The 26,518-nt window shown below is 58.5% G+C and carries 21 protein-coding genes; 9 read left to right on the top strand and 12 right to left on the bottom strand.

What is annotated here, in order from left to right; translation table 11 throughout:
* The first annotated feature begins 606 nt into the window (after positions 1-606).
* Positions 607-1,680: a fatty acid desaturase family protein gene (locus tag J0X19_RS15355; protein ID WP_206985268.1), complete on the top strand. Its 1,074-nt coding sequence runs from the start codon at positions 607-609 to the stop codon at positions 1,678-1,680.
* Between the two features lie 84 nt (positions 1,681-1,764).
* Here the strand turns inward: J0X19_RS15355 and J0X19_RS15350 are convergent, their stop codons facing one another.
* From J0X19_RS15350 to J0X19_RS15325, 6 genes are all read right to left on the bottom strand, one after another.
* Positions 1,765-4,023 carry a LysM peptidoglycan-binding domain-containing protein gene (locus J0X19_RS15350; RefSeq protein ID WP_206985267.1) on the bottom strand — a complete coding sequence of 753 codons (2,259 nt, stop codon included), beginning with the start codon at positions 4,021-4,023 and terminating at the stop codon, positions 1,765-1,767.
* Positions 4,024-4,186: 163 nt separating this feature from the next.
* On the bottom strand, positions 4,187-7,126 hold the full coding sequence (locus J0X19_RS15345; protein WP_206985266.1) for a TonB-dependent receptor: 2,940 nt from the start codon (positions 7,124-7,126) through the stop codon (positions 4,187-4,189).
* 179 nt (positions 7,127-7,305) lie between these two features.
* A complete protein-coding gene (locus J0X19_RS15340; protein WP_206985265.1) occupies positions 7,306-7,950 on the bottom strand; it encodes an O-methyltransferase in 645 nt (214 codons plus the stop codon).
* Between the two features lie 142 nt (positions 7,951-8,092).
* Complete coding sequence (locus tag J0X19_RS15335; RefSeq protein ID WP_206985264.1) at positions 8,093-8,536, bottom strand: YDG/SRA domain-containing protein; 444 nt, start codon at positions 8,534-8,536, stop codon at positions 8,093-8,095.
* A 124-nt stretch (positions 8,537-8,660) separates the two neighbouring features.
* Complete coding sequence (locus J0X19_RS15330; RefSeq protein ID WP_206985263.1) at positions 8,661-9,893, bottom strand: M16 family metallopeptidase; 1,233 nt, start codon at positions 9,891-9,893, stop codon at positions 8,661-8,663.
* 196 nt (positions 9,894-10,089) lie between these two features.
* A complete protein-coding gene (locus tag J0X19_RS15325; protein WP_206985262.1) occupies positions 10,090-11,127 on the bottom strand; it encodes a glycosyltransferase family 9 protein in 1,038 nt (345 codons plus the stop codon).
* 200 nt (positions 11,128-11,327) lie between these two features.
* Here J0X19_RS15325 and J0X19_RS15320 point away from each other — a divergent pair, with 200 nt between their 5' ends.
* The 3 genes from J0X19_RS15320 (at position 11,328) to J0X19_RS15310 (ending at position 16,283) form a co-directional block, all read left to right on the top strand.
* Complete coding sequence (locus J0X19_RS15320) at positions 11,328-12,623, top strand: aminopeptidase P N-terminal domain-containing protein (RefSeq protein ID WP_206985261.1); 1,296 nt, start codon at positions 11,328-11,330, stop codon at positions 12,621-12,623.
* 345 nt (positions 12,624-12,968) lie between these two features.
* The gene (locus J0X19_RS15315; RefSeq protein WP_206985260.1) at positions 12,969-14,432 is read left to right on the top strand and encodes an OmpA family protein; all 1,464 of its coding nucleotides are present in this window, start codon (positions 12,969-12,971) and stop codon (positions 14,430-14,432) included.
* A 285-nt stretch (positions 14,433-14,717) separates the two neighbouring features.
* Positions 14,718-16,283, top strand: a complete 1,566-nt coding sequence (locus J0X19_RS15310; protein ID WP_206985259.1) for an OmpA family protein — start codon at positions 14,718-14,720, stop codon at positions 16,281-16,283.
* A gap of 353 nt (positions 16,284-16,636) precedes the next feature.
* On the opposite strand, the gene J0X19_RS15305 is transcribed toward J0X19_RS15310, so the two are convergent.
* From J0X19_RS15305 to J0X19_RS15285, 5 genes are all read right to left on the bottom strand, one after another.
* Positions 16,637-17,185 carry a DUF4252 domain-containing protein gene (locus tag J0X19_RS15305; protein WP_206985258.1) on the bottom strand — a complete coding sequence of 183 codons (549 nt, stop codon included), beginning with the start codon at positions 17,183-17,185 and terminating at the stop codon, positions 16,637-16,639.
* A gap of 116 nt (positions 17,186-17,301) precedes the next feature.
* A complete protein-coding gene (locus tag J0X19_RS15300; protein ID WP_206985257.1) occupies positions 17,302-18,888 on the bottom strand; it encodes a hypothetical protein in 1,587 nt (528 codons plus the stop codon).
* 169 nt (positions 18,889-19,057) lie between these two features.
* Complete coding sequence (locus J0X19_RS15295) at positions 19,058-19,474, bottom strand: EVE domain-containing protein (protein ID WP_206985256.1); 417 nt, start codon at positions 19,472-19,474, stop codon at positions 19,058-19,060.
* Between the two features lie 47 nt (positions 19,475-19,521).
* Positions 19,522-19,911: a hypothetical protein gene (locus J0X19_RS15290; RefSeq protein ID WP_206985255.1), complete on the bottom strand. Its 390-nt coding sequence runs from the start codon at positions 19,909-19,911 to the stop codon at positions 19,522-19,524.
* A 71-nt stretch (positions 19,912-19,982) separates the two neighbouring features.
* Entirely contained in the window at positions 19,983-20,375 is a 393-nt protein-coding gene (locus J0X19_RS15285; RefSeq protein WP_206985254.1) for a hypothetical protein, read from the bottom strand.
* A gap of 174 nt (positions 20,376-20,549) precedes the next feature.
* Here J0X19_RS15285 and J0X19_RS15280 point away from each other — a divergent pair, with 174 nt between their 5' ends.
* The 5 genes from J0X19_RS15280 (at position 20,550) to J0X19_RS15260 (ending at position 24,781) form a co-directional block, all read left to right on the top strand.
* The gene (locus J0X19_RS15280; protein WP_206985253.1) at positions 20,550-22,301 is read left to right on the top strand and encodes a DNA polymerase/3'-5' exonuclease PolX; all 1,752 of its coding nucleotides are present in this window, start codon (positions 20,550-20,552) and stop codon (positions 22,299-22,301) included.
* A gap of 101 nt (positions 22,302-22,402) precedes the next feature.
* Positions 22,403-23,467 (top strand): glycosyltransferase family 9 protein, encoded by a 1,065-nt coding sequence (locus J0X19_RS15275; protein ID WP_206985252.1) that lies wholly within the window; start codon positions 22,403-22,405, stop codon positions 23,465-23,467.
* 122 nt (positions 23,468-23,589) lie between these two features.
* Positions 23,590-24,042: an OsmC family protein gene (locus J0X19_RS15270; RefSeq protein ID WP_206985251.1), complete on the top strand. Its 453-nt coding sequence runs from the start codon at positions 23,590-23,592 to the stop codon at positions 24,040-24,042.
* A gap of 67 nt (positions 24,043-24,109) precedes the next feature.
* Positions 24,110-24,373 carry a UBP-type zinc finger domain-containing protein gene (locus J0X19_RS15265; protein WP_206985250.1) on the top strand — a complete coding sequence of 88 codons (264 nt, stop codon included), beginning with the start codon at positions 24,110-24,112 and terminating at the stop codon, positions 24,371-24,373.
* Between the two features lie 3 nt (positions 24,374-24,376).
* Positions 24,377-24,781 (top strand): hypothetical protein, encoded by a 405-nt coding sequence (locus tag J0X19_RS15260; protein ID WP_206985249.1) that lies wholly within the window; start codon positions 24,377-24,379, stop codon positions 24,779-24,781.
* A 57-nt stretch (positions 24,782-24,838) separates the two neighbouring features.
* Here J0X19_RS15260 and serS read toward each other — a convergent pair whose 3' ends face one another.
* The gene (gene serS, locus J0X19_RS15255) at positions 24,839-26,119 is read right to left on the bottom strand and encodes a serine--tRNA ligase (protein WP_206985248.1); all 1,281 of its coding nucleotides are present in this window, start codon (positions 26,117-26,119) and stop codon (positions 24,839-24,841) included.
* Positions 26,120-26,518 lie beyond the last annotated feature (399 nt).

Genomic DNA, 26,518 nt, shown 5'->3' with positions numbered 1-26,518 from the left:
GAAATATTGCGCGGCAACGGATTTTGGCGTATCATAAAGAAAAGGACGGCTATATAGGCCGTCCTTTTTGGAGCTGAATAAGTTAGCCCTAAGGGCCGCTTGGGCAGGAGGTACTTCCCAACTCGGTCGGACCCGAAGGTGTAGCGTAGTGGTGTGCTACGCCTTTTTCAGTGAGCCAGAAAGGTGGGCCAGCGGTTAGCAGCACAAAGCGGAGTGGGTGGCGCGGCCGGGCGGCCTGGCAAGAGCAGAGCTGGGAATACGAACAAGTGAAGGTGGCCGTTTTACAGGCGCCGCTGGTAACAGCGGCTGCAAGTGAGTGGCTGTGCGCTCGGAGCAGCCAGAAAATTCCGGCATCTGGAGTGCCAGCGGAACTTCGTTGGTTACAAACTGCTTACCTTGCGTAGCTCGGGTATGTGCTTCAAACCCAGAGCGGTGTTGAATGCAACTAGCAGCAACCCTCCACGAGTTTTTTATATTTTATTCTAGGTGCTTGATAGTTAGCGGTATGCAGAAGGTTGGCAGCTTCTGGAGTTACATACTTATCTCCGGGTTTTCTATTTAGCTTCTGCATCACCCACGACCAGCCTTGCTGGTCATCGTTCATCTATGAAAACCCTTGCCGCCCTCACAGACCCGGGGTACACCGAATCTGCTGCGCTTTCCTATCCTTCGCGGTTTCTACTTCGCTTCATTCAGGACAAGCGTGATTTGCCGTTTGTGCGCTTGATTCTGGAAATATCCGTCACGTTGCTGCCGCTGGTGGCCCTGCTGTTTTGGCCTGGCCTTGATAACCGCCTGTGGTGGGGCGCGCTGGGCGTGTACATGTTCCTGACCACGTTTTACTTCAAAGGGCCGTTTGGGCTGATGCTGCACTGCACCAGCCACCGCATCCTGTTCAAAAAGAAGTATGCCCAACTCAACCACTACATTCCGTGGGTGATTGGGCCGCTGTTTGGGCAAACGCCAGAAACCTACTTTACGCACCATTTGGGCATGCACCATCCCGAGAACAACCTGGAAGGCGACGAAAGCTCAACCATGGACTACCAGCGCGATTCATTGGCCAGCTTCGGGCGGTATCTGGGAGGGTTTTTTCTGGTAGGTATTCCGCGGCTGGTTCAATATTTCACCCGCAACCAGAAGCCCAAGCTGCGGCACCGGTTGCTACGCGGCGAAGTGGTGTACTTGGTGGCGTGCGTGGTGCTGGTCTTCGTGAATTTGCCGGCCACGCTGGCGGTGCTGGTGCTGCCGGTGGTGGTGGCCCGGGTAGTGATGATGCTGGGTAACTGGAGCCAGCACTCGTTTATTGACGCCCGCAACCCTGGCAACTGCTACACCAACAGCGTGACGTGCATCAACACCAAGTACAACCACAAGTGCTGGAACGACGGCTACCACATCAGCCACCACCTCAAGCCGGCCATGCACTGGACCGAACACCCCGCGCACTTCCTGAAAACCGTGGACCAGTACGCACAGAACGATGCCATTGTGTTCGACGGTATTCACTTCCTGCACATCTTCGCCTACCTCATGACCCGCCGCTACGACCTGCTGGCCCGTCATTTTGTAAACCTGGGCAACCGTTACGCCTCCGATGCCGAAATCATCACCATGCTCAAGACCCGGACGCAACGCATTGTGCCAGTAGCTGTGGCCGCCGAGCGACTAGCGGCATAAGTATCTTAGATAAGACAATACTTTAAAACAAAGAAGGCAGCCACAATGGCTGCCTTCTTTGTTTTAGAAGAAATATGCGAAGTACTACGGCTGCTTGGTGGGCTTAATAACCAAGACCTCGCCGGGCCGCACGCTGAAATCGGGCTTGTTGTTCCACTCCATAATCTGCTTGATGGTGACGCCGTACTTCTTGGAAATGGCGTACATCGACTCGCCGGCCCCTACCGTGTAGCTGATAGAAGCCGCTTGCGGTGCTGGCGTAGCGGGAGTAACCGTAGCGGCTGGTTTAGGCGTCGCATTAGGAGCGGGGGCGACTGTAGTCGGTTTGGGCGTAGTAACCGGGGCGGCCGCCGGAGTGCCCGCTGGTGCAGTGAGGCGCAACGTCTGGCCGATGCGCAACGAGGGGTTTTCCGGCAGATTGTTCCACGCAATAAGGTCGGCGGGGCGCAGGCCGTAAAGGCGGGCCACTGAATACAGGCCTTCCTTGGCTTGCACAATGTGCAGCCCATTGGCCGGCAGGGCCTCGGCCCGGCTAACCGGCACTGCATACGGGGCTGGCGCAGGCTTCGTAACGGCCGGAGCGGGAGTGGCGGGTGCCGGTGCAGCCGGTTTGGCCGCCACGGGAACCGTTGGTTTTGGCGCGGCCGGCGTGGTAGCTACTGGCTTAGGAGCTGGTTTAACTGGCGCAGCAGGGGAGGGGGTAGCCGCTACCTCCGGCGTCAGTGGCTCGTCGGCTACCGGGGTTGAGGCTACCGAGTCTTTCTTAACGGGGCGGGGGGCGTAAACGGTACGCGGCGTAGCTGGCTTAGGGGCTGGCTCCGGCGCGGGCGGCAGCTCGTTCAGGTTTTCCGTGGTGGCATCGGTGGCACTGTCGGGCTGCGTGACGAGGCCCTGCGTGGTAGCCAGCGTGTCAGGTATTTCTACAGCGTCTTCCAGCACGCGGGCGGCACCAGCCGTTTGGCCGCGGTACGGCTCTACTTCGTTGGGGCGAGCCTTTTTGGGAGCTGGTGCCACGGGAGCTGGCTGCGGCCGGGCAGCCGGGGTGTTAACCGGCCGTTCAAAGGCGGCCAGGGCGTTGGTGTCGGTGCTATTGGCGTATTCAATGGCCACGTCGCGGGGGCGGGTATGCTGGAGCCACAGCACGCGGCCCGGCCGCAACTCTTCGTTGCGCGGCATGCGGTTCTTGCTCCAGATGGCCTTCGCCCGAATGCCATATTTCTGCGACACCATAGCCACACTCTCGCCGGGCTGCGCCACGTGGTATTCGGCGGCCGCTTTGTCGCGCTTCTTTTGCACGAAGTAGGGCTGCCCCACCACAATGTTGTCGAAGGCAAACAGGTCGTTGAACTGCATGAACTTGCGCACCTTCAGGCCTGCCCGCTTGGCCAGGCTTTCCTTGGTGTCGCCGGGCAAGGCTACCAGCGCCCGAATGCCATTCACGCGCACGTAATCGGCGTTCTGCGGATCCGTCTGGGGTTTGTTGAGCAACTGGCCCGCGGTGGCGTTCTTCTGCTGCGCCGCCATGGCCGTGAGCTGAATACCATCCACTATCGGTACGATAATCGTGTAGATTTTATCGGACGGAATGGTGGGAGTAAGGAGCCAGCGGTTGTGGCGGGCCATTTCGGCGCCGTCGGTTTGTAGGGTTTGGGCAATGCTCACTAGGGTAAAGCCCGCCGGGGCCGGAAACTCCTGGAAGGTGAGCGGCGGCTTGGGGTTGTGGCCTACGGCGGGCTCATACGCCACTTTGTGCGCCAGCATGGTCAGCACGTACTGGTGGGTCCGCTCGGAAATCTCCATTTCCGTGGCGTCAAAATCAGTGGGCAGAGTGTAGGATTTCACGCCGCCCGCGCCCAGGTTGTAGCTCAGCAGGGCATCCACCCAGTTGTGCAGGGTGTTGTTGTTGCGTTTCAGGTACTTGGCAGCGGCGTGGGTAGCGGCTACAATGTGCTTGCGCTCATCCACGGCATCATTGATGAGCAAACCGTAATCCTGCGCGGTTTCGCGCTTGAACTGCCAATAGCCTACGGCATCATGAATGCTTTGGGCCTCGCCCTGCAAGCCGCTTTCCTGCACGGCCAGGTAGCGGAAATCCAGCGGCACGGCTTCTTCCTGCAATACCCTGTCAATGATGGGGAAGTAGGCATCGGCCAGGTTGACGCGCGCCTGAAACGAATTGGGATGACTGCGCAAGGCATCCACTTTCTGCTGCACGGCTTTGCGCCCGCCATCGGTTAAGCGCAGGTGCAGGCCCGCAAAATCCAGCTCGGCCGGAACCGGTACGCTCTGGGCATCGGCTAGCAGCGGCCAGCAGCACAGGAGCGTGAAAAAGAATTGTTTCATGGTCAGGGAAGAGCGGAACCCTGGCTGCGGTATGGTTGCCCACCAGGCTCCAACGCTACAAAGTAGGCGAAAAATGGGGGAAATGGCAGTATTCCACGGTAAAAGGCCTTTCCCGTAAACCACAAGCGCCCGGCCTACTAAGGCCGGGCGCTTGCCAGAAGCACTACATACCCCCACCGGGCGGGCCAAAACCACCGCCCCCGCCGGGCCGGTCGAAGCCGCCGCCTTCGGGCCGGAAGCCGCCGTTGCGCCGCTGCCGCTGCTCGGTTGGGGCTTCTTCGGGCAGGGCGCCGTTGCGGTTGTTGCCGCTGTAGCTCCGAATGTTGTAGGTGAACATCAGCATCAGGTAGCGTTGCAGGATATTGGTTTGCACATCCTCGGTGTACGCCGCGGTGGTGTTCACCTGAATGTTGTTGTTGCGGCCCAGCAGGTCGAAGGCGTACAGCTTCAGCTCGGCCTGCTGGCGGGCCATAAACTTCTTGCCCAACGACGCATTCCACAGCAGCGTGGTTTGGTTGTATCCCGCCGACAACCCGCTGTAATACTGATGGTTGATGTTGGATTGCAGCGTAATGCCCTTGGCCACAATCCAGGACAGGCGCAACGAGGTGTTCTGCCGGAAGTACTGGCGGTTGAGCTGCCGCTGCAAGGTGTTGCGGATGTAGTTCTGGTTGGAATTCGACGAAATAGTGAAGTCCAACTCGGGGCTGATGTTGCTGCTTAACACCACGCCCAGGCCCCCAGACGGGGTGCGGCTGTAGTTCAACTGCTCGAATACCAGGCCGGGCGTTTGCGAATAGCTGATGTTGCCGTTCAGGTTGAGGTTGGACTTCATGAAGGCCAGCGGCAAGCTGTAGTTGGCAAACGAGCGGAGCGAATATTGCTGGTCCAGGTTCACGGGCCGCGTCAGCTGGCCGCCCACCGGAATTACCACGCCGCCTACTTCAATGGGCTCGTTGGTGGCGTAAATGGTGCTGTTGGTGATGTACTGGTCGGTGAGCGAGCCATTCAGGGCCACAAAGAACGAGGTGGACTTTTCGGGCACCGCCGACGAATAGCGAATATTCAGGCTGTGCTGGTTGGACTGGCGCAGGTTGGGGTTGCCGGTGGTGAGCTGCAACGGATTGGAGTTGTTCACCACTTCCTGCAACTGGTTGATGCTAGGCGACTGGGTGTTCATGCGGTAATTGAGGCGCAGGTTCTGCTGCCGCGAAAAGTTGTAGCGCAGCATGGCGTTGGGCAGTACGTTCAGGAACGAGCGTTCCGTAAGGGCGGCCCGCGGGTATTCCTGGTCGCTACGCAAGTGGGCGTGTTGTACCGAGGCACCCACCATCCATTGCAGCTCCTTGTTCTGGTAGCGGTACGTGAGGCCGCCAGCGTTGGTGAGGTAGCTGCTCTGAAACACGCTGCTGAGCGTGTCGTTGAGAATGGTGTAAGCTTCTTCGCCCGGTGCGTAGTTGTAGGTGCGCTTGTCGGAATCGTTGGGCGTGTACGACACCCGGTACTCGGCCTGCAACTGGCTGAACTGGCTGAGGGGCTCGGTGTAGTTGAGGGTGCCGTTCCAGGCCCAGCCGGTTTGGTCGAGCTTGGAAAACTGGTTGAGTGTGTTGGTGTTAGTCACCGAGTCGCGGGTGGATACCGTGCTGGAAAGCAAGGTGTTGTCGCCGTCGCGGGTGTTGTAGTTGGTGTTCAGGCCGAGCGAAAACGTGCGTCCGCGCTTGGCAAACCGGTGGCGGTACAGCAACTGGTTGGAGGCGTTGATGCCGGTGTTGGCCGAGCGGTAGCTGCTGTTGTTGCTGCCCTGCGTGAAATCCGGCTCGCCCTCGCTCACCTGATACGTGCGCCCGTCGAGCAAGCTGTTGCTGGTGTTGCGCTGCACCGACAGCCGCGGCTGCCAGATAATGGAGTTCACCGAATCGAAACGGTGCTCCAAGCGCACGTTGAAGCGGTTGTTGATGTTGCGGCTGGTCGCCAGCGAGTTTTCACTGTAGCGCTGGTCCAGGGGCCGGTCGGTGGGGGATACGTAGCGCCGCAGCAAACTGGTACGGGCGGTGTTGTCGCTGAGGTTGAAGAAGTAGCTGCTCGTTACGTCGGTGTTTTTGCCCCAGGAGTTGGAGTAGTTCAAACCCAGCGCGTGCGTAGTGGAAATCCCACCCGACTGGCCTACCGAAAAGTCGCCGGCATTGCCACCCCCGCCGCCACGGCCGCCGCGGCCTCCGCCGCCACTCACGCCCAGCAAGTCTTCACTCCCAAAGTTCTGCTCGTTGATGTTGTTGCTCTGGGCCACCAACGATATGCGCTCCTTGCCCTTGAATGAGTTGATGTTGCCGCTGACCCGGTACCGGTCGTCCTTGGGGCCGTAGCCAGCTAGCACCCGCCCAAACTTGCCGGTGCGGAACTGCGGCTTGGTCACAATGTTGATGGTTTTCTGCTGGTTGCCATCATCGAAACCAGTGAACTGCGCTTGGTCGGAAGCCCGGTCGTACACCTGAATCTTGTCGATAATTTCGGCCGGAATGTTCTTGAGCACCGCGTCGGGGTCGTCGCCGAAAAACTCCTTACCATCCACCAGCACCCGCCGAACCTGCTCGCCCTGCGCCTGCACCTTGCCAGTGGTAGGGTCCACGGTTACGCCGGGCATTTTGGTGATAAGGTCCTGGGCGTTGGCGTCGGGGTTGGTTTTGTAGGAACCCGCATTGAACTGCGAGGTGTCGCCTTTCTGGATGGCGGCCGCGGCTTTGCCCACCACTTCCACGCCTTTCAGCGTAACGCCGCCCGTGCTCAGCGGCAGGGTGCCCAGGGCCAGCGGCTGGCTGGTAAGCGTGAGTTGACGCTTCACCGTTTGGTAGCCCAAAAATGAAATCGTTAGTTCGTAGCGCCCGGTTTTCAGCCCGGAAACCGTGAAATTACCCTCGGTATCTGCCGCCGCGCCGTTCTTGGTGGAATCGGCGGCCAAGCTGCGCACCAGCACGTTGGCCCCAATCAGCGGCGACTGGTTGGCCCCGTCCAGAATACGTCCGCTAATGGAGCTGGTCTGCTGCGCCCGCGCAACCCCGCTACTCGTGATAAGCAGGAAAAAAAATAGTAAAAATCGTTGATGCATCAGTAAGAAATAGAGGTTCGCTCAGGCATAGACGCAAACGCGCCCCGAACGTTTAATTCGTTGGGGGCAGATTACGCCATTTTTTAAGTTGCAGGAGTTGCAGCATGGACGCGCGCCGGTAGGCCGGGGCTGCCGCTACGGTAAGGCCAAGACCCTATTTTAATAGGCTACAGGACCATTCAGCCCAGCTTGCGCACCAGCAGCAAACCGTCGCGCAGGGGCAAAAACACGTTTTCCACTCGTGGGTCGGCCTGCACTTTGTCGTTGAAGGCGCGGACGGCGCGGGTATCTTTATCGGAAGGTTTTAGGGGGTGGGAGCTTAAGACTTTACCTCCCCAAAGTACATTGTCGATGAGCACGAACCCTCCTGCTCTCACCTGCGGCAGCACCAGCTCGTAATACGTGTCGTTGTTGATTTTATCGGCGTCGATGAACACCAAATCCCACATTCCGCCTAGTGTAGGCACTACCGCCGCTGCCGCCCCGATGTGCAGATGCAGTTTTTCTTCCAGGCCCGCCGCTGCTATGTAGCGCCGGATTCGGGTTTCCAATTCGGGGTTAAACTCAACAGTGTGCAATTCGCCACCGGGGGCCAAGCCCTCCGCCAGGCACAGCGCCGCGTAGCCCGTGAAGGTGCCCAGCTCTAGTACGCGCCGGGGCCGTACCATGTGGCTAATCATGCTCAGCAACCGCCCCTGCGCGTGCCCCGACAGCATGCGGGCGTACAGCATTTGCACGTGCGTTTCGCGGTTGAGTTGCGCCAGCAATGGTGGCTCCGGGCTGGTGTGCTGGTCGGCGTAGCGTTGGGTTTCGTCGTCGGACATCAGGCAAAAGTAAGCAGGCGTGGACCTCACCCCCTAGCCCCCTCTCTAAAAGAGAGGGGGAACTAGCTGCTAGTTTTCTAGAACTAGCGGTACATAGAATTAGAGTCTAAAAACTAGTTCCCCCTCTCTTTCGGAGAGGGGGCTAGGGGGTGAGGTCCGGTACCAGCCTGAACAAGAAAACCTGATAGCCGGCTTTGCCCCTCACAAACTCATGGCTGATTACGCGGTAGAGCCCTTCGTAGCGAAACTTCTCGCCCTCCTCGTGCGCTACGCGTTGGAAAACCCGCACGGGCTGGCCGGTTTCCTGGCTGCGGCGCAGGGCCAAGTTGCGGCCGGTCATTTCCTGGTCGGTTACTTGCCTGCCGCTTTGCAAGTCGCGCCCGCCACTGCCCGAGTAAATAATTTCGTCTTCACTGAACGCATCATCTTCGTAGGCACCGGCCAGTACAATGGAGTCGGCCCCTTCGGCTTGGGTGCCACTAACGCCGGCCCGGCGTGGCTTGTGCAACCCCGTTAAGCTCAACTCCAGCCGATTCGCAAATAAATCACCGGGGCGGTAGGTGCCTACGTGGCCGAAAACGCGCATGAAAGGTGAGATAGTGAGGTGGTGAAATGGTGAGTTTTTCTCCTGTTGCGTGACTTATACAATACGGGCAGTCGGTAAAAGAGCACGTCAAACTCACCATTTCACTACTTCACCAACTCACCACTTATTCCGGCACGTATTGCAATACGCTCAGGTTGTCGTCGCGGAAGATGTCGTTGGCGAGGTCCAGAAGCTCGGAGGCTGTGACGGCGCGCACCCTATCGAAGATTTCGTTGATGGATTCCACCCGGCCGATGTCGAGGGTGCTTTTGGCCAGCAGCTGCATCATGCCGCCGTTGCTTTCCTCGGCCATGGCCATCTGGCCCATCAGCTGCTCTTTGGAAGTGTGCAGCTGCGCGGTACCCAGGGCCTGCTCGCGTAGGCGCTTCAGCTCCTTCTGCACCAAGGCCAGCGTCCGGTTTACCTGCTTTTTCTCGGTGCCGAAATACACCCCGAACAGGCCCGTATCGGTGTAGGGCGAGTAGGTGGCGTCGATGGTGTACACGAGGCCGTATTTCTCGCGGATGCCCAGGTTGAGGCGCGAGTTCATGCCGGGGCCACCCAGGATGTTGCTGAGCATGAAAAACGGAATCCGGCGCGGGTCGTTGATGGCGTAGGCGGGCCCGCCAATCAGGCAGTGCGCCTGCGAAATAGGCTTGCGTTCCAGCTTGTCGAGGCGCTGATGGCCGCTGAAAGCCGTGCGGGGCCGCACTCCGAGCCGCGCCGGCAGCGGCGCCAGAAACTTGTCGGCGAGGCGCTTCACTTCCTTGAACGGCAGGTTGCTCACCGAGCTGAACACCAGCCGGTCGGTGCGGATATTCTCGGTCAGGAACTGCCGGAAATCCGGCTGCTGAAAGCTGCTGACGCTTTCCCGTGTGCCCAGAATGTTGTGCCCCAAGGAATGCTGCCCGAATACCACGTCGTCGAAATCGTCGATAATGGCGTCTTCGGGTGCGTCCTCGTACATGGCCATTTCCTCCAGAATCACGCCGCGCTCCTTCTCGATTTCCTTTTCCGGGAACACCGAGTTGAACGTGAGGTCGGTGAGTAGCTCGAAGGCCCGCTCGAAATGGGTGCTGAGCAAGGACGCGTAGAAGCAGATTTTCTCCTTGGTGGTATAGGCGTTCAGCTCGCCGCCCACAGTTTCGAGGCGGTTGAGAATGTGGAAGCTTTTGCGCTTTTCGGTGCCTTTGAAGGCCATATGCTCCCAAAAGTGCGCCAAGCCCTGCTGGGCCGGCTTCTCGTCGCGGGAGCCAATATCGAGCAGAAAACCCAGGTGGGCAATTTTGGTGTGTAGCACTTGCTTATGCAACACCCGAATACCGTTGGGCAACTCGTATAAGTCGTAATCAGACATGTAAGGGGACTTGGGGTCGTGGGGACGTAGGGTCTTGGCTTGCTAGTCCCGGTCGTGTATAACCACTAAGCCAGGCAATTGGGTTTCCAAGAACAACAAAGGTACTTATTGGTGAGGTGGTGAAATTGTGAAATGGTGAGTTTCATGTTCAGGAGGCGCTAGTCTGCGCAAGTGGCGTAAGCGGAACGTCAACTCACTATTTCACCATCTCACCCTTCGCCATTTCCGCCTCGGCCAGCACGGCCAGTAGTTGCGCGGTTTCGATGCCGTAAGCGCAGCGGAAATGGCCCAGCGGGCACTTGCGGTAGCCGTGCAGCCCGCACGGCCGGCATGCCAGCGGCTCCGGAATTTCCACTATCCGCGCAAACGGACTCAGCGGCCCGAACCCAAATGCCGGCACCGTGGAGCAGTACACGGCGCAGGTGGGCGCACCCACCGCCGAGCACAAATGCATGGGCGCCGAATCGTTGACGTAGTTCAAAACCGCCCCGCGCATCAAAGCCGCCGAAGCCAGCAACGACAGTTTACCAGCCAGGTTCACGATGTTGGGGTGGGAACTGGCCTGTATCAGCGCCGCGCAGTCGGCCACGTCGGGCGGGCCGCCCAGCAGATACACTCGGTAGCGTGGGGGCAAAGCGGCCAGCAGCTTCAGCCACTGTTCCTGCGGAAACTGCTTGGTAAACCACACCGAGGTAGGCGCAATGCACAGGTAAGGGCCGTCGGCGGCGTACGGCGCGGCGGCGGCTTCATCGGTGGGAGTGGGGTAGAGGCGCGGCGCTACTACCGGGCCCTCGTAGGTGGGGTCGAGCAGGTGCAGGTTGCGCGTTACCTCGTGCACCCCGTCGCCGATAACGTGGGGCTGGGTGCGGGTGAAGTTCCAGGCAAACGGGTTCTTGTCGAAGCCGATGCGTTCCGGCGCGCCTGAAAAGGCCGTCAGGAAGCCCGTGGACGCAAACCGCTGCAACGTTACCACCCGACCATAGCCGGTGGCGCGTATCTGCCGGAGCAGCTGCCACAGGCCTTTGTATTTCGCCTGTTTCTTGTCCCAAATCAGTACCTGCCGCACATGGGGGTGCCCTTTAAGCAAACCTTCATTGCCCTTGCGCACCAGAAAATCCACGGGGGTAGTGGGCTCGGTTTGGTGCAGGTAATCCAGCAAGGCCGTGGCCAGAATAACGTCGCCGATGAAGGCGGTTTGGATAAGCAGAATAGCCTTGGAAGACGCAGCAGACATACAAGCGCACAGAAAAGAAGCGGGCGGCAAAAGTACGCAACCCGCTGCCATTCGCTTTCAGGCCTTGCTCTTTACTACCGGGGCACACGGCAACTAGGCTTAGGTAGTTACCTCGGAAACTTGTTCGGCAGTCCAGCCAAACTTCTAACTTGCGGCCGGCGCCTCCGGTGCGCTTTTTCTGTCTTTACCAAGTCTCGCTCATGCGCTACGGCTCCATTGCTCCCGAACTGTTCATTGAAAACCGCCGCCGCTTCACCCAGTTGCTGCCGCCGGCCTCGTTGGCTATTTTCCACTCCAACGACATTATGCCGACCAACGCCGACGGCACCATGGCCTTCCGCCAGAACAACGACCTGTTCTATCTGTCGGGCGTCGACCAGGAAGAAAGCATCCTCGTGATTTTCCCCGATGCCGTGCTGCCGCAGTACCGCGAAATCCTGTTTCTGAAGGAAACCAGCGAGCATATTCTGGTGTGGGAAGGCTACAAGCTCACCAAGGACGAAGCCCGCGCCCAATCCGGCGTGCCTACTATCATGTGGCTGGACTCGTTCAAGTCGGTGCTGCCGGCCCTGATGAACGAGGCCGAAAACGTGTTCCTGAACTCCAATGAGCACATTCGGGCCGTGGTGGAAGTGGAAACCCGCGACGCCCGCTTCATCAAATGGATTCGGGAGGCGTACCCGCTGCACACCTACCGCCGTGCCGCGCCGCTGCTGCACCAGCTACGGGCCATCAAGAGCGCCGAGGAAATCCGGCTGATGCGCCGCGCCGCCGACATCACCGACAAGGCGTTTCGGCGCTTGCTGGGTTTTGTGAAGCCCGGCGTAATGGAATACGAAATCGAGGCCGAAATTTTCCACGAGTTTCTACGCCACGGCTCCCGCGGCCCGGCCTACGGCAGCATCATTGCCTCGGGCGCCAATGCCTGCATCCTGCACTACGTCAGCAACGACCGGGAATGCAAAGATGGCGACGTGCTGCTGATGGATTTCGGGGCCGAGTTTGCCAACTACGCCGCCGACCTGTCGCGCTCCATCCCCGTGAATGGCACCTTCACCAAGCGCCAGCGCGACGTGTACGAGGCCGTGCTGCGCGTTATGAAAACTGCCACCGCCAACCTGGTGGCCGGCAACCAGATTGAAGAGTACCACGCCGCCGTGGGCCGCACCATGGAGCAGGAGCTTATCAAGCTGGATTTGCTGAACGAGTCGGACGTGAAAAACCAGGACCCCGCTGCGCCGCTCTACAAAAAGTACTTCATGCACGGCACCAGCCACTACCTGGGCCTCGATGTGCACGACGTGGGCGCCAAGTATCGGGTGTTTGAGCCCGGTATGGTGTACACCTGTGAGCCCGGTATTTACATCCGGGAAGAGGGTCTCGGTATCCGCCTCGAAAACGACATCCTTATCACCGCTTCCGGCAACGACGACCTGATGAAGAACATTCCGCTGGAGGTAGCGGACATCGAGCGGCTGATGCGGGAAGGCCGCTAGCTGATTGCCGGAATAGCAAAGAAATGCTAAAAAGGAAAACCATCTGATATAATCAGATGGTTTTTTTTGTGGATTTATCTGGGAAATCAAAAGAGGTTCAATAATTATTGTCTGCGAAGTGAAATTGTGCCCTAAATGCTCTGATAAGCTGAAATTTAGCACCAGGCCCTTCTCTGCAAACCCGGGAAAATACATAGATAAGTAGCCATAATAACTGCCGAGTTGACTGTATTAATCAACGGAAATACAACTTTCCTAAATGTGAGGGGGTATAGTAGGCTGTTTCCGCTGTGTGCCACTCCTCTGGCATGCACTGGCATTGTACCTCCATCAAACCTCTCACCTATGAGACACCTGCTTACCATCAGCACAGCGCTGGGACTCACGCTGCTGGCGGCTGCCCCAAAGGCGCACGCACAGACTGCGGACCGCAAAACGGCCATCAGCTTGTCGGCCAACGCGTTCCAGTACAAAGGCAACTACGGTTCCGACTACTGGAACTTCACCCGCAGCCAGTGGGGCCCGGGCATCAGCATCAACCGCTACCTGAGCAAGGGCCTGGACCTGGGCCTGAGCGGCAACTATGTCGAGTTCAAGAACCCGAGCCAGCCGGCGGGCAGCACCAACTTTTTCGCCAACAACGTGGTGAACGTGCAGCTGGCCTTCAAGCTCAAGCTCAACAATGGCTGGGCCCTCAAGGAGGACGCCTTTGTGCAGCCCTACCTGGTGGTAGCACCGGGCGTGGCCTTCACCAGCTTGGAGGGGCGCTATAATGGGCAGGCGCTCAACGGCGACGACACGCGTTTTTCGGGCATGGCCGCGGCGGGCCTCAACTTCCGCATCTCGGACGCCATCGGCGTGTTTGTGCAGACGGGGCAGACCGTGCCGTTCGGCGTGAACCTGGACGGGGTGACCCCGCGCGACAACGACAGCTGGGATGACCGCTACTTGCAGCACACGGCTGGGGTAACGGTTGCTTTCGGCAAGCCCAAAGACGAAGACGGTGATGGTGTTCCAGACCGTAAGGATAAGTGCCCCGGCACGCCCGCTGGCGTAGCCGTAGATGAAAAAGGCTGCCCACTTGATGGCGACGGCGACGGTGTGCCAGATTACCAGGACAAGTGCCCCACCGAGAAAGGCGTGGCTTCACTGGAAGGCTGCCCCGACCGGGACAACGACGGTGTGCGTGACTCAGAAGACGAGTGCCCCGACCAGGCTGGTACTGCTGCCCTGCGTGGTTGCCCCGATGCTGACGGTGACGGTGTAGCCGACAAAAACGACAAGTGCCCTGACACCCCACGTGGTACCCAAGTAGATGCCACGGGTTGCCCACTAGTAGTTGATGCCGACGGCGACGGTGTGCCAGATGCACAGGATACCTGCCCGAACACGCCAGCCGGTACCCGCGTTGACGCCAATGGTTGCCCACTCACGATTGACCCAGCTGTTCAGAAACTGGAGCAGCCAATCCGCTTCGCTACCAACAGCACGGTTATCACGACTAGCTCGTATCCGAAGCTCAACAAAATGGTGCAGGCCCTGAAAGACCACCCCGAGTACAGCATCCGCGTAATCGGCCATGCTGACAGCCGTGGCACCGACGAATTCAACCAGGCTCTGTCGGAGCGTCGTGCTAACTCGGTGAAACGCTACTTCACGGGCAAGCAGGTTGACCCATCACGGGTAGTAACCGAAGGCCGTGGCGAAAGCGAGCCAGCCGCTCCAAACTCGTCGAAAGCCAACATGTCGAAAAACCGTCGGGTTGAGTTCAAGTTCGAGTTCTTCATCCCAGGTCAGCCGCAGCCATAAGGCTCCGACACGACCCACTTAAGAAAGCGGCAGGCCACTAGGTCTGCCGCTTTTTTTGTGCGCTGTATAGGCTGTCTGCTGCTTGGCCTGGGAGTGCTGCCCTCGAAAGCAACAAAGCGGGTGAAACCGTTTCGGCGACTAATTCCTATGGTTCAGCTTCATGGAAATATAATATATCGAGAATTATAGGATAAACACAACCTCAGCGGCAATAGATAGGTATAGCAGCCTACGTTCCTTGAATGGAACAACTTGCTCCCCTCCCCACACCATTCTTTTCTTCACATGAGAAATCTATTTACCACTAGCGTACTGCTGGGGGCCTCCTTGCTAGCGGCTAGCCCCAGAGTGCACGCACAGACTGCGGACCGCAAAACGGCCATCAGCTTGTCGGCCAACGCGTTCCAGTACAAAGGCAACTACGGTTCCGACTACTGGAACTTCACCCGCAGCCAGTGGGGCCCGGGCATCAGCATCAACCGCTACCTGAGCAAGGGCCTGGACCTGGGCCTGAGCGGCAACTATGTCGAGTTCAAGAACCCGAGCCAGCCGGCGGGCAGCACCAACTTTTTCGCCAACAACGTGGTGAACGTGCAGCTGGCCTTCAAGCTCAAGCTCAACAATGGCTGGGCCCTCAAGGAGGACGCCTTTGTGCAGCCCTACCTGGTGGTAGCACCGGGCGTGGCCTTCACCAGTTTGGAGGGGCGCTATAATGGGCAGGCCCTGAACGGGGACGACACGCGTTTTTCGGGCATGGCCGCGGCGGGCCTCAACTTCCGCATCTCGGACGCCATCGGCGTGTTTGTGCAGACGGGGCAGACCGTGCCGTTCGGCGTGAACCTGGACGGGGTGACCCCGCGCGACAACGACAGCTGGGATGACCGCTACTTGCAGCATAGTGCGGGCCTGACCGTGGCGCTGGGTAAAGCCAAGGATGAAGACGGCGACGGCGTGGCCGACCGCAAAGACAAATGCCCCGGCACGCCCGCTGGCGTAGCAGTCGACGCCAACGGTTGCCCCTTAGACGGCGACGGTGACGGCGTTCCAGATTACCAGGACAAGTGCCCCACCGAAAAAGGTTTGGCCGCTCTCGAAGGCTGCCCCGACCGTGACGGTGACGGTGTGCGCGACGGTGACGACAAATGCCCCGACACGCCCGGCAAAGCCGAACTGCAAGGCTGCCCCGATGCCGACGGCGACGGTGTAATCGACTCGCTTGATAAGTGCCCCAACACGCCAGCCGGCGTATCGGTAGATGCCAATGGCTGCCCCCTCGACCGTGACGGTGATGGTGTACCCGACTACCAGGACCGTTGCCCGAACCGCCCAGGTCCGGCTTCCAACAAAGGCTGCCCGGAAATGAAGGTGGAAGAAAAGAAGAAACTCCAGGAAGCCACCAAGTTCATCCAGTTTGAGTTCGACAAGGCTACCCTGAAAACCTCGTCGTATCCCACGCTTGATGGCCTCGTGGAAATCCTGAATGCCTACCCGGATTACAGTCTGGGTATTTCGGCCCACGCCGACAACAAAGGCGACGACAACTACAACCTGCGCCTGTCGGATGAGCGTGCCGCCTCGGCCCGTACCTACATGCTCAGCAAAGGCATCCCCGCCGACCGGATTGTGTCGCACGGTTACGGTGAAAGCAAGCCCATTGCCGACAATGCCACCGAAGCCGGCCGCGCCATCAACCGCCGCGTAGAGTTCGACGTGTACCTGCCCGGCGACCCGAACCCCGCCGAAACCAAGTACGGCCCCGCCCCTGAAATTCCGGCTGCTCCCGCCAAAGCTGCTCCGAAAGCGCCCGTGAAAAAGGCACCAGTCCGGAAAGCTGCTCCACGCCGGAAGTAACACTTCCAACTGGCATAGTGCCACATAATACTAAGTGAGAAGGGCCTGCTTCATTGGAGCAGGCCCTTTTGTATAGATGGCTAAGGATTATATGGTTGAAAGAACAAGTTAAGTCTTACTCTGTGTGCTGTTGAGACACCCACCAATCATACCTGTCATCCTGAGCTTGCGAAGGACCTTTTCTCGATAAAACGGCAGGTGCTACAACGTTTCGTTCTGCGGGCATGAGGTCCTTCACAAGCTCAGGATGACAGTGGGTGCATTTAAGGCAGAACTCTACAGCATCATTTTTTACACACAAAAATGGCCGCCCTAACATGGAGCGGCCGTTTTGTATGAGAAGCAGAAAGAAATTACTTGGTCATGTCGGCAACGCCGGGCAGGATTTTGAGAAGCTGGTCGAGTTGGCCTTGGGTGAAATTGCCGCCGATGGACATCAGCATAAACGAATCGGGGGCGCCGGTGACGCTGCTGGTGGCTACCACCTCGCTGATTCGGTCGCCCTGCTTGCGGGTGGCGTAGCGGATGTTGCTGTCGCCGGACGGCGTGAGGGGGCTGTACCGCTCGTTGGCTAGCAGGCCGTTCACTTCGCTCACCAACCCATCGGCAACCAGCTTTTGTGCGCTGTTGCTGGTGGGGGCGAAGGTCAGCACCTTGAAGCTCCGGATAGAAGATAGCGCCTGCGTTAGGTCGCTGCCCCCGCCGAGGCTACCCAGGCGGCCCAGCAGCAGGCGGGTGGTGAGACCGGCATTCCAGTCGGTAGCCTTGAAGCCCGAGCGGTTTTCGTATTTGTTGAAGAACTCGGCCACGGTGCGGGCGGGCCGCACGGGGCCGGCGGCGCGGCAGCCCGCCATCAGCAATAAGGCCACCAAGGGCACCCAGGAGAGAAAACGGAATTTCATATGGTAGAGAAAGAGTGAATGATGGGCTTATACGGCGCGGCGAAAATAAGGCGTCGGCAAGCAACCAAAAATTCTTTTAGTAGCCCTCCGGCCAGTTGCCATCGGCACCCGCTTCCTCACTCAAACCCAATAACATTCACAAAGAACACCTCCCGGTTAGGCGCTTTCTCGGTGCGGATGTTCTGGTAGCCAAATGCCAGAAACTTGCTGCCATACCACGTCAGTAGTCGTTCCTGATTGGTGCTGGTGGCTTTTTCCTTCACAGTAGGCAGCGCCGAGGTTTGTAGCTCCACGTGCAGGTCGTTAGGTGAAGGCGCACTGTGGTCGATAACCTTGTAATTGAACTTCTCTTGGTCGAGGTAGGCAATGGCTACGCGCTGGCCGTCGGGCAAGGGGCGCAGGTGCACCGTTTCGGTGAGGCTGTTGCTGTACACATCTTTCAGTACGAAGGTGTTGTCCCAGAGTAAGTTGCCGCGGTTGTCAAAGCCGCAAACCAGCGCGTGGGTGATGCGGTAGCCCTCGGCTTGCCGGCTGCCGCCGTACCAGTTGTTATTGTTGTAGTTGCCGTAGCGGTAGGGGCTGTAGGGCAGAAATGGCCCGCCCCACATGCCGTAGTTGTTCTGGCGATACTGCGGGTAATAGATTTCCGCCACCATCACGTAGCCCCCCTGAAACGGCACCAGGTCGTGGATGAGCGTGCGGTAGTGCAGCCGCAGCACCTTATCGGAGGCGCGCATTTTCTCGCTGCGGCGCCGCAGCCGGGCGGCGCGGCTGGGGCTCATGAAGTCGAAAAAGTGCTTGAGGTTGGCAAAGTCGTAGAAGCGCAAGGAGCGGCGCGAACCAGTAGGCGTGACGCCCGCCGAGAGGTCGGCTGCAAACAGGCCCTGCGAGTACCGGGCATCACGCAACGTATAGGTGCCCGCCAGCAGCCGCCCGCTGGCCGAATCGGTGGCCGGGCTGATTTGGGCCGAAATCAGGCCCCGCTCACTTTCGGCCTGCACAAACTCCGAGCGAAGCAGCTTGCCCTCCGCCGACAGCTGCTTGAGTTGCAGCCGGTTCTTGAAGCCGTTGGTTTGGCTGAGCACAAATTCGGCCCGCCGCGCCGCCGAATCGGCCAGAAAGGACAGCTGCGTAGGCAGCGGCTCGTACACCGACGGCAAAAACTGAAACTTGTTGGCCGCCAAATCCAGCAGCAGAATCGTCAGGTGGTTGTCTACCAGCACCGACACGAACAGGTTGCCGCCGATAACTTTCAGGTCGTAGATGCTACGGGCCAGCTTGGTGTCGAAGGAGAAGGTCTTTACCTGCCCATTGTCGCCGTTGATGGCGGCCACCCACAAGCGGTGCTCCACCGATTCCGACTGAAACAGCACGTAGGCGCAGTTGCCCTCATTGGACAGCTGCCGCATCTCGAACTCCCGGGGTACTTCCAGCGCCTTCGTCCAGCGGGGTTGCAGGCGGTGGTCATATTTCTGAATGCTGTATTCGAGGCGCCGGTTGCCCAGCGGGTTTTTGTCAACCAGCAGTAGCAGGCTGCTGTCTTGGGGCATGGGCAGCACCTGCACGTCGCTGTTGTACATTTCCAGCGGCAGTTCCAGGCGCTGGCCCTGCACGGGGGTAGGCGGGGTGAGCGGCTGGGCCAGCGTGAGCCGGGGTGTTCCCGCTGACAGCAAAAAAAACAGGAAAGCGGATACGTACTTCATAAGCAAGGCCAGCTGCCAGCTTCGGCATCTGCGCTCAGTAAGATACGGGAAGTACCGGATTTGGTAAGGGGTTTAGGAAATAGTAGAGCAAGCAGTGAAAATGGCCGCAGGAAAACCAGTTATCAAGGTTTCCTGCGGCCATTTTCGGGTTCTTTATGGTTCTGTTTCCTTATTCTGCTGCTTCACTCAGCTCCAGAATAGCATCGAATTCAGCGGCCTTCAACGGCATCACCGACAGTCGCGACTGACGCAGCAGCCCCACTCCACTAAGGCGCTCATCACGCTTGATGGCCGCCAACGAAACCGGTTTGGTGAGAGCCTGTTGCGGCTTCAGGTGTACGGCTACCCAGTTGCTGCCGGCTTCGGCGGTAGCATCGGGAGCCGCCAGGGCGGCCACTTCCGCCACGCCTACCACTTGCTTATCAGTGACGCTATGGTAGTACAGCACCAGGTCTTGCGGCTGCATTTGCAGTAAATAGTTGCGGGCCTGAAAGTTGCGGACGCCGGTCCAGTCGGTGCCACCATCTCCCACGAAAGTTGCCCAGGAGTACGCGGCGGGTTCTGATTTAACGAGCCAATAGTTCATGCGGCGAAGCTACCACCGAATGAGCAGGGTTTGAAATTGCAGCTTACTTATGGTAAAATCTGGGCCTTGAGTTTGGTGGGCGTTAGCGCATCAATAACGATATCGTATTCTGGAAGCTGAGTGTTGTTAGGCTTTATGTGAAATTTCACGTCGTCGGTTGTGGTCCAGGTAGAAGGCGTTTGGATGATACCGTCGGTTGGCGCGAAGCTGTAGAGAACGAACGTGCCACTAGCTTCAAACCGGAAACCAGTATTGCCCCAAGGCATAGTTTGGCCGGGGCTATTATATTTTCTGAAACCCACGGAATCTGGCTGACGAGCATCAAACCAATCCTTACCAAATAAATTCGTATTTGTAATTCGGGCTTCTTCCTTTTCGCAGCCGCTAGCTAATAGCACGAAAGACATAAGAACTAAAGGAGCATAAGCGTAGCGCATGGTATGATGAAGTTAGAGTGGTGAAGAATTTTTAATAAGAGCCACGCCTCCCGCCAAACAGTTGCAAGCGCCTATTCTATCCGTTTCACTTTCAGCAGGTCCTTGTTCATCGACACGATTTCCAGCTTGTAGTCGGGGTCTTTCTTGTCGTCGAGGCTGATGAGCAGGGTGTGGTCATTTTCGGCGGTCCACTTGCCTTTGCGGCCTTCAAGGCCGTCAGTCGGGGCAATATCGAACTGCGTGAACAGGCCGTTGTGGTCGAAAGCAAACCCGGTGCGGCCCCGTGACGGTGGAAAGGCATACGTATTCGGGCGGTACACGCGGATGTCGCCCTCGTCTTCTTCGTGGGCGTGCAGCCAGGTGCGTTCCAGTTGTTTCATTTCGGCAGAAGCTTTGGTGCCGGATTTACAGGTGGCGGCCAATAGCAGCACGCTCAGGCAGGAAAACAAAGTGAACAGGCGCATAAGGTGAAGGTTAGGGGCTGATTGCGGAGTGATTGTACCGGGCGCAAACGCGCAAGGCTCCTGCGCAACGAAGGTAAATGAATCGACGGGGGTGGGCGGTAATCCTGCTTTATACGTACTTCCTTCAACAAGTAGCAAGCAACAATCAGCTACCAGAAACTACCTTTGCTCTCTATGGACAACCGCGCCCTGACGCGTGCATTCCGGCTGGCCGCCCAACTGCTGGAACTGCACGACGAGAATCCGTTTAAAATCCGGGCCTACGAAGGTACCGCCAGCGCCCTCGAAGCCCTCAGCTTTCCGGTAGCTGATGTGGAGCGCCACGGCCTGCCCGACCGCACCGGCCTGAGCAAAACCGCCGCTGCCCGCGTAGCCGAAATGCTGGATACCGGCTCGTTTGAGGAGCTGACGCGCCTGCTGGCCGCCACGCCGCCCGGCGTGGTGGAGCTGCTGAGCGTGAAAGGCATCGGCCCCAAGAAAATCAGGGCGCTGTGGAAGGAGCTTGGCATTGAAAGCCCCCAGCAACTGCGCGAGGCCGCCGAAAACGACCAGGTAAGCAAGCTGAAAGGCTTCGGCCAGAAAACCCAGCAAACCATTCTGGAGGCGCTGGAATTTTCGGCCCAGAGCCGCGGCAAGCTCTTGTATCCGCAGGCCGAAGAACTCGCCAACGACCTGCGCCAGCGCCTGCAAGACGCGCTGGGTACCGAGCAGGTAGCCGTGGTAGGCGAGGTGCGCCGCCGCCTCGAAACCGTGGAAACCGTAGCGCTGGTAGCCGCCACCACCCAGCTTACCAAAGCCCACGCCCAACTCAACTCCCTGGAAGGCCTCACCGCCGACCCGCACCGCTCCGGCCCGTTTGCGTGGCGTGGTACGGCCACCACCTCGGGCGTAAAAGTGGAAGTGCTCTTGGCGAGCAAAGAGGACTTCACCAACCAGGTGTTTCTGCAATCCGCCGCCGAAAAGCACCTCTCGGAGCCCCTCGCTGAGGCGCCCGCCGGCCAGCCGGCCACGCTGCGGCAATTACTGAAGCGGGAGCGGTTCTATCAGGAAAGCGCCATCTACGAAAAAGCCGGCTTGCAATATGTAGAGCCCGAAATGCGGGAAGGACTGGGCGAACTGACCCTGGCCAAAGAGCACAAGCTGCCCAAGCTGCTGGAAGACAGTGACCTGCGCGGCTCCCTGCACAACCACAGCAACTACTCCGACGGCAGCCACAGCCTGCGCGAAATGGCCACCTTCCTGCGCGACCAGGGCTACCAGTACCTCGGCATCTGCGACCATTCGCAGGCGGCGCACTACGCCAACGGGCTGAGCGTGGAGCGCGTGCGCCAGCAGCAGCAGGAAGTAGACCAGCTCAACCAGGAGCTGGCGCCGTTCCGCATCTTCAAGGGCATCGAGTCCGATATCCTGTCCGATGGCGCCCTCGACTACCCGCCGGCCGTGCTCGAAACCTTCGACTTCATTGTGGCCTCGGTGCACAGCAACCTGCGCATGGAAAAGCAAAAAGCCACCACGCGCGTGTTGCGGGCCATCGAAAACCCGTATTGCACCATGCTGGGCCACCCCACCGGCCGCTTGCTGCTGCGCCGCGAAGGGTACCCGCTCGACCATAAGGCCATCATTGATGCCTGCGCCCAGCACCAAGTTATCATCGAAATCAACGCCAACCCCTGGCGCCTCGACCTGGACTGGCGCTGGGTGCGCTACGCCCTCGACCAAGGTGTGCAGCTCAGCATCAACCCCGATGCGCACCACACCAACGGCTACGCCGACATGCGCTACGGCGTGTTTATGGGCCGCAAAGGAGGCTTAACCAAGGACATGACGTTCAATGCCAAATCAGTGGACGAAGTGGCCGAGTATTTCGCCCAGCGCAAAGCCAACATCAAGCCGCCCCTGCAATTTCAGGATTCCCTGTTTGGGTGAGTTTAAGGAGCTAGGAGCCAGGAGTTAGGAGCTAGAAGAGTACTTATATGTCCTCTCAGCTTCCTCCTAACTTCTAGCTTCTAACTTCTAGCTTCTCTCTCATGAAGATTCTGATTCTGCGCTTTTCTTCCATCGGCGACATTGTGCTGACTACGCCGGTTATCCGGGCGGTGAAGCAGCAGGTGCCGGGGGCGGTGGTGCATTTCTGCACCAAGCCGGGCTACCGCAGCATTATCGAGCCCAACCCGTACGTAGACCAGGCGCATTACCTCACGGGCTCGTTGAAAGAGCTGGTAGCCGAGCTGAAAGCCGAGAAGTTCGATTTCGTAGTGGACTTGCACCACAACCTGCGCACCACCTTGCTGAAGGCGCAATTGGGTGTCAGGTCGGCCAGCTTCGACAAGCTGAACTGGCGCAAATGGCTGCTGGTGCAGTTGAAAATCAACACCCTGCCGCGCGTGCACATCGTGGACCGGTACCTGGCCGCCGCCGCGCAACTCGGCGTGAAGAACGATAGCAAAGGGCTGGACTACTTCATTCCGAAAGCCGACGAGGTGGACCTCGCTACGTTGCCCGCTGGGTTTCAGCGCGGGTACGTGGCCTTTGCCATTGGCGCCCAGCATGCCACCAAGCGCCTACCGGTGGAGCGCATCATTGAGCTGTGCGCGCAGCTCCGGCGGCCCGTGGTACTGCTTGGCGGGCCCGAAGATGAAAGCACCGGGCACATAGTGGAGCTGGCCTTCGAGAAGCAAGCCGCCGTTTCGCCGCCTGCTCCCCCCCGCATTCCGGATAGTCCATATTACTTCCCCAAAAAACCAACAACCAACAACGAAAAACAAACTACCATCTTCAACGCCTGTGGCCGATATTCTCTCAACCAATCGGCTTCGTTGGTGCGGCAGGCGCAGCTGGTTGTCAGCCACGATACGGGCCTGATGCACATTGCGGCGGCGTTTCGCAAGGAGATATTCAGCGTGTGGGGCAACACGGTGCCGGAGTTTGGCATGTATCCGTACCGCACCGAGTTTCGGGTGCTGGAAGTGCGCAACCTGCCCTGCCGCCCCTGCTCGAAAATCGGCTACGAAAAGTGCCCGCAGGGCCACTTCCGCTGCATGCGCGACATCAAATTTGATTTAGACCTGCCCCCCACGCAAGATGGCCGGTAGTCCCTACGGTTTCTAGCGGAGAAGCGTATGGCGTGAGGCAAACCCAACCGAATGCACCACTGGCTGGCTTATCGAAACTCAACCGGAAGTTGTACCTTATCCGCTCCGCTAACTTTCCTTCTATGAGCAAGCAACCAGAAGCTGCCCCCGACAAATCGGTGCTGGTAAAAGTGGGCCCGGATGCGCTGCTGGCCGATGTACAGGCCGGCCGCCACACCTGGTTTATCGATGAGCCTATTGCCGCCGGCGGCCAGGACCAGGGCCCTACGCCCTACGACTTGCTGCTTTCGGCGCTGGGAGCCTGCACGGCCATTACGTTGCGCCTCTACGCCAACCAGAAAAAGTGGCCGCTCGAAGCCATTGAAGTTCGCCTAAGCCACCAGCGCGTGCATCGGCAGGATTGTGACAGATGCGAAATGGCCGGCGAGATGCTGGAAGAAGTACAGAAGGAACTGCGCCTGATTGGCCCGCTGACTCCCGAGCAACGCCAACGCCTGGAGGTAATATCCAGCAAGTGCCCGGTGCAGAAAACGCTGATGAGCGGCCTACGCATCGTTACGACGCTGATAGAATAACGGATTACCCGAGAAGCTACCTATTTTACTGCCTCTGTAAATCTAGTTTACCTCCACCGTAACGCGTATGGCTATCTGCTCCCATCTTTCGGCCCTAACCAAGCTTATTCCCGCCGCTGAATACGCCTGTCCAGAATGCGTTGCCCTTGGTGATACCTGGGTGCACTTGCGCGTCTGCCAGACCTGCGGCCACATCGGCTGCTGCGACAATTCTAAGAACAAGCACGCCACCAAACACTTTCACGCCACCGAGCACCCCATCATCATTTCCGCCGAGCCCGGTGAGCAGTGGGCCTGGTGCTACGTTGACGAGCAGATGGCGGAGTATTAACCCATGAAAATGCTATGGTGCTGGCGTTGCCAACAGGAGGTACCGATGCTGGATGCAGAGGAGGCTTTGTTAGTGCGGAAAGCAATGATGACCGGGATGCGTTTCGTTGAAGAAGAAGCTCACCGCAGAGGACGGTCGTTGCTGCCTATGGCCGTTGAAGGTGTTTCTCGACTAATGCAGCCGATGCTGGAAATGTATAAGCTTCTAACGGGCTTCGTAGAAACAAACCCCAATGCAGTAATGCACCACGAAGTAGACCAATACGGGCCACCCTGCCCGCAATGCACAAAGCCGTTGCGTACACCAAAAGCACGTTTCTGTGCGGCTTGCGGGTTCGGTCAGGAGGATGTGCAAGCCGATTCTTTACCGCTGACGCAACGCCGGCCGGAGGTTTTTCCAGAATTATAGCCACAAAAAACGGCCCGCTCAAACTAGTTGAACGGGCCGTTTTAGTGAGTATGATTTCTAGCCAATCTTGCTGAAGCCGCAGTAGGAGTGGAGTACTTCCGGCAAGTGGATGCTGCCATCTTCTAGCTGGTTGTTTTCCAGCAGCGCGGCTACAATGCGCGGCAAAGCCAGCGCCGAACCGTTTAGGGTGTGCAGCAATTGGGTTTTGGCCCCGTCTTCGGGGCGGTAGCGTAGCTTGAGGCGGTTGGCCTGGTAGGTCTCGAAGTTGCTGGCCGAGCTTACTTCCAGCCAGCGGCCTTGGGCAGCGCTCCACACTTCCAGGTCAAAGGTAAGGGCCGAGGTGAAGCCCATGTCGCCGCCGCAGAGGCGCAGCACGCGGTAGGGCAGCTCCAGCTTTTGCAGCAGCCCTTCAATGTGCGCTACCATTTCTTCCAGTGCCGAGTAGCTCTGCTCGGGCAGCGTAATCTGCACGATTTCCACCTTATCGAACTGGTGCAGGCGGTTGAGGCCGCGCACATCGGCGCCCCAGCTCCCGGCTTCGCGGCGGAAGCAGGGCGTATGGCCCGCGTTGCGGATGGGCAGCTTGTCGAGGGCCACAATTTCGTCGCGGTAGAGGTTGGTAATGGGCACCTCAGCCGTCGGAATCAAATACAGGTTGTCCCGCTCATCGTGGTACATCTGGCCTTCCTTGTCGGGCAGCTGGCCGGTGCCGTAGCCCGAGGCCTCGTTTACCAGAATCGGGGGCTGTACTTCCTCATAGCCCGCGGCACGGGCTTCATCCAGAAAGAAGTTGATAAGGGCCCGCTGCAAACGGGCGCCCTGCTTTTTATACACCGGAAAGCCCGCCCCGGTAATCTTGTTGCCCAGCTCGAAGTCGATGATGTCGTGCTTCTTAATTAGCTCCCAGTGCGGCTGCGCATTGGCGGGCAGCGTAGGAATGGTGCCTACTTCGCGCACCACTTCGTTGTCCTGGGCCGAGCGGCCTTCGGGTACGCTGCTGTGCGGTAGGTTCGGGAGCTTGTAGAGGGTTTGCTGCAAGGCAATTTCCACTTGGCTCAGCTCGTCGGCGTGGGCTTTGGTTTGCTGCTTCAGCTCAGCGGTACGGGCCTTCAGGGTTTCAGCCCCAGCTTTGTCGCCGGATTTCATCAAAGAGCCAATCTGCCGGGCCAGCTCATTGGCTTCGGCTTGGGCGGCATCGTGGGCGGTTTGCAGGTCTTTGCGGCGCTGGTCGAGGGTCAGGATGGCCTGCACATCGGCCTCCGCCGTTTTGTAATGCTTCTTGGCCAGGCCGGCCAGCACCAGCTCGGGGTGCTCTTTGAGAACGGAAACTTGCAACATGGGGCAGAAGATACAAATGAATAGGAGCGCAAAAATAGCCGTAGATTTTGCAGAATGAACGGAGCACACCTTTTCAGCGCGGCAGTTGCCAAGCTCCGCCGCCGAAAACAACAGAAAAAGCGTCTGTAATCGAAAAATAACGCGGCAAGTAAGCAAAGTGCTACTCGAAAAGGCCAACTCAGGAAACAAGGAAGTTGAAGCTGAACCTTGAAAAGCTGCATTAATTCACGCAGTCAGGCATCTAAGCCCAGCTTTTTGCGTAAAGGAGCTTAATCTGCAAAATTTCTGTTTCGATTTGGCAGTTCATTCGTATTAGAGTAACATTGTGCTAACAAGTCGGCAGCTGATGCCGGACCCTCGGTAGTTTTTTATACGTCCGGTCCGCGGTTATTTTCCAGC

Origin of the sequence: Hymenobacter telluris (assembly GCF_017313265.1) — a bacterium.
GTDB lineage: Bacteria > Bacteroidota > Bacteroidia > Cytophagales > Hymenobacteraceae > Hymenobacter > Hymenobacter telluris.
This window is presented reverse-complemented; position numbering and strand designations above follow the sequence as displayed.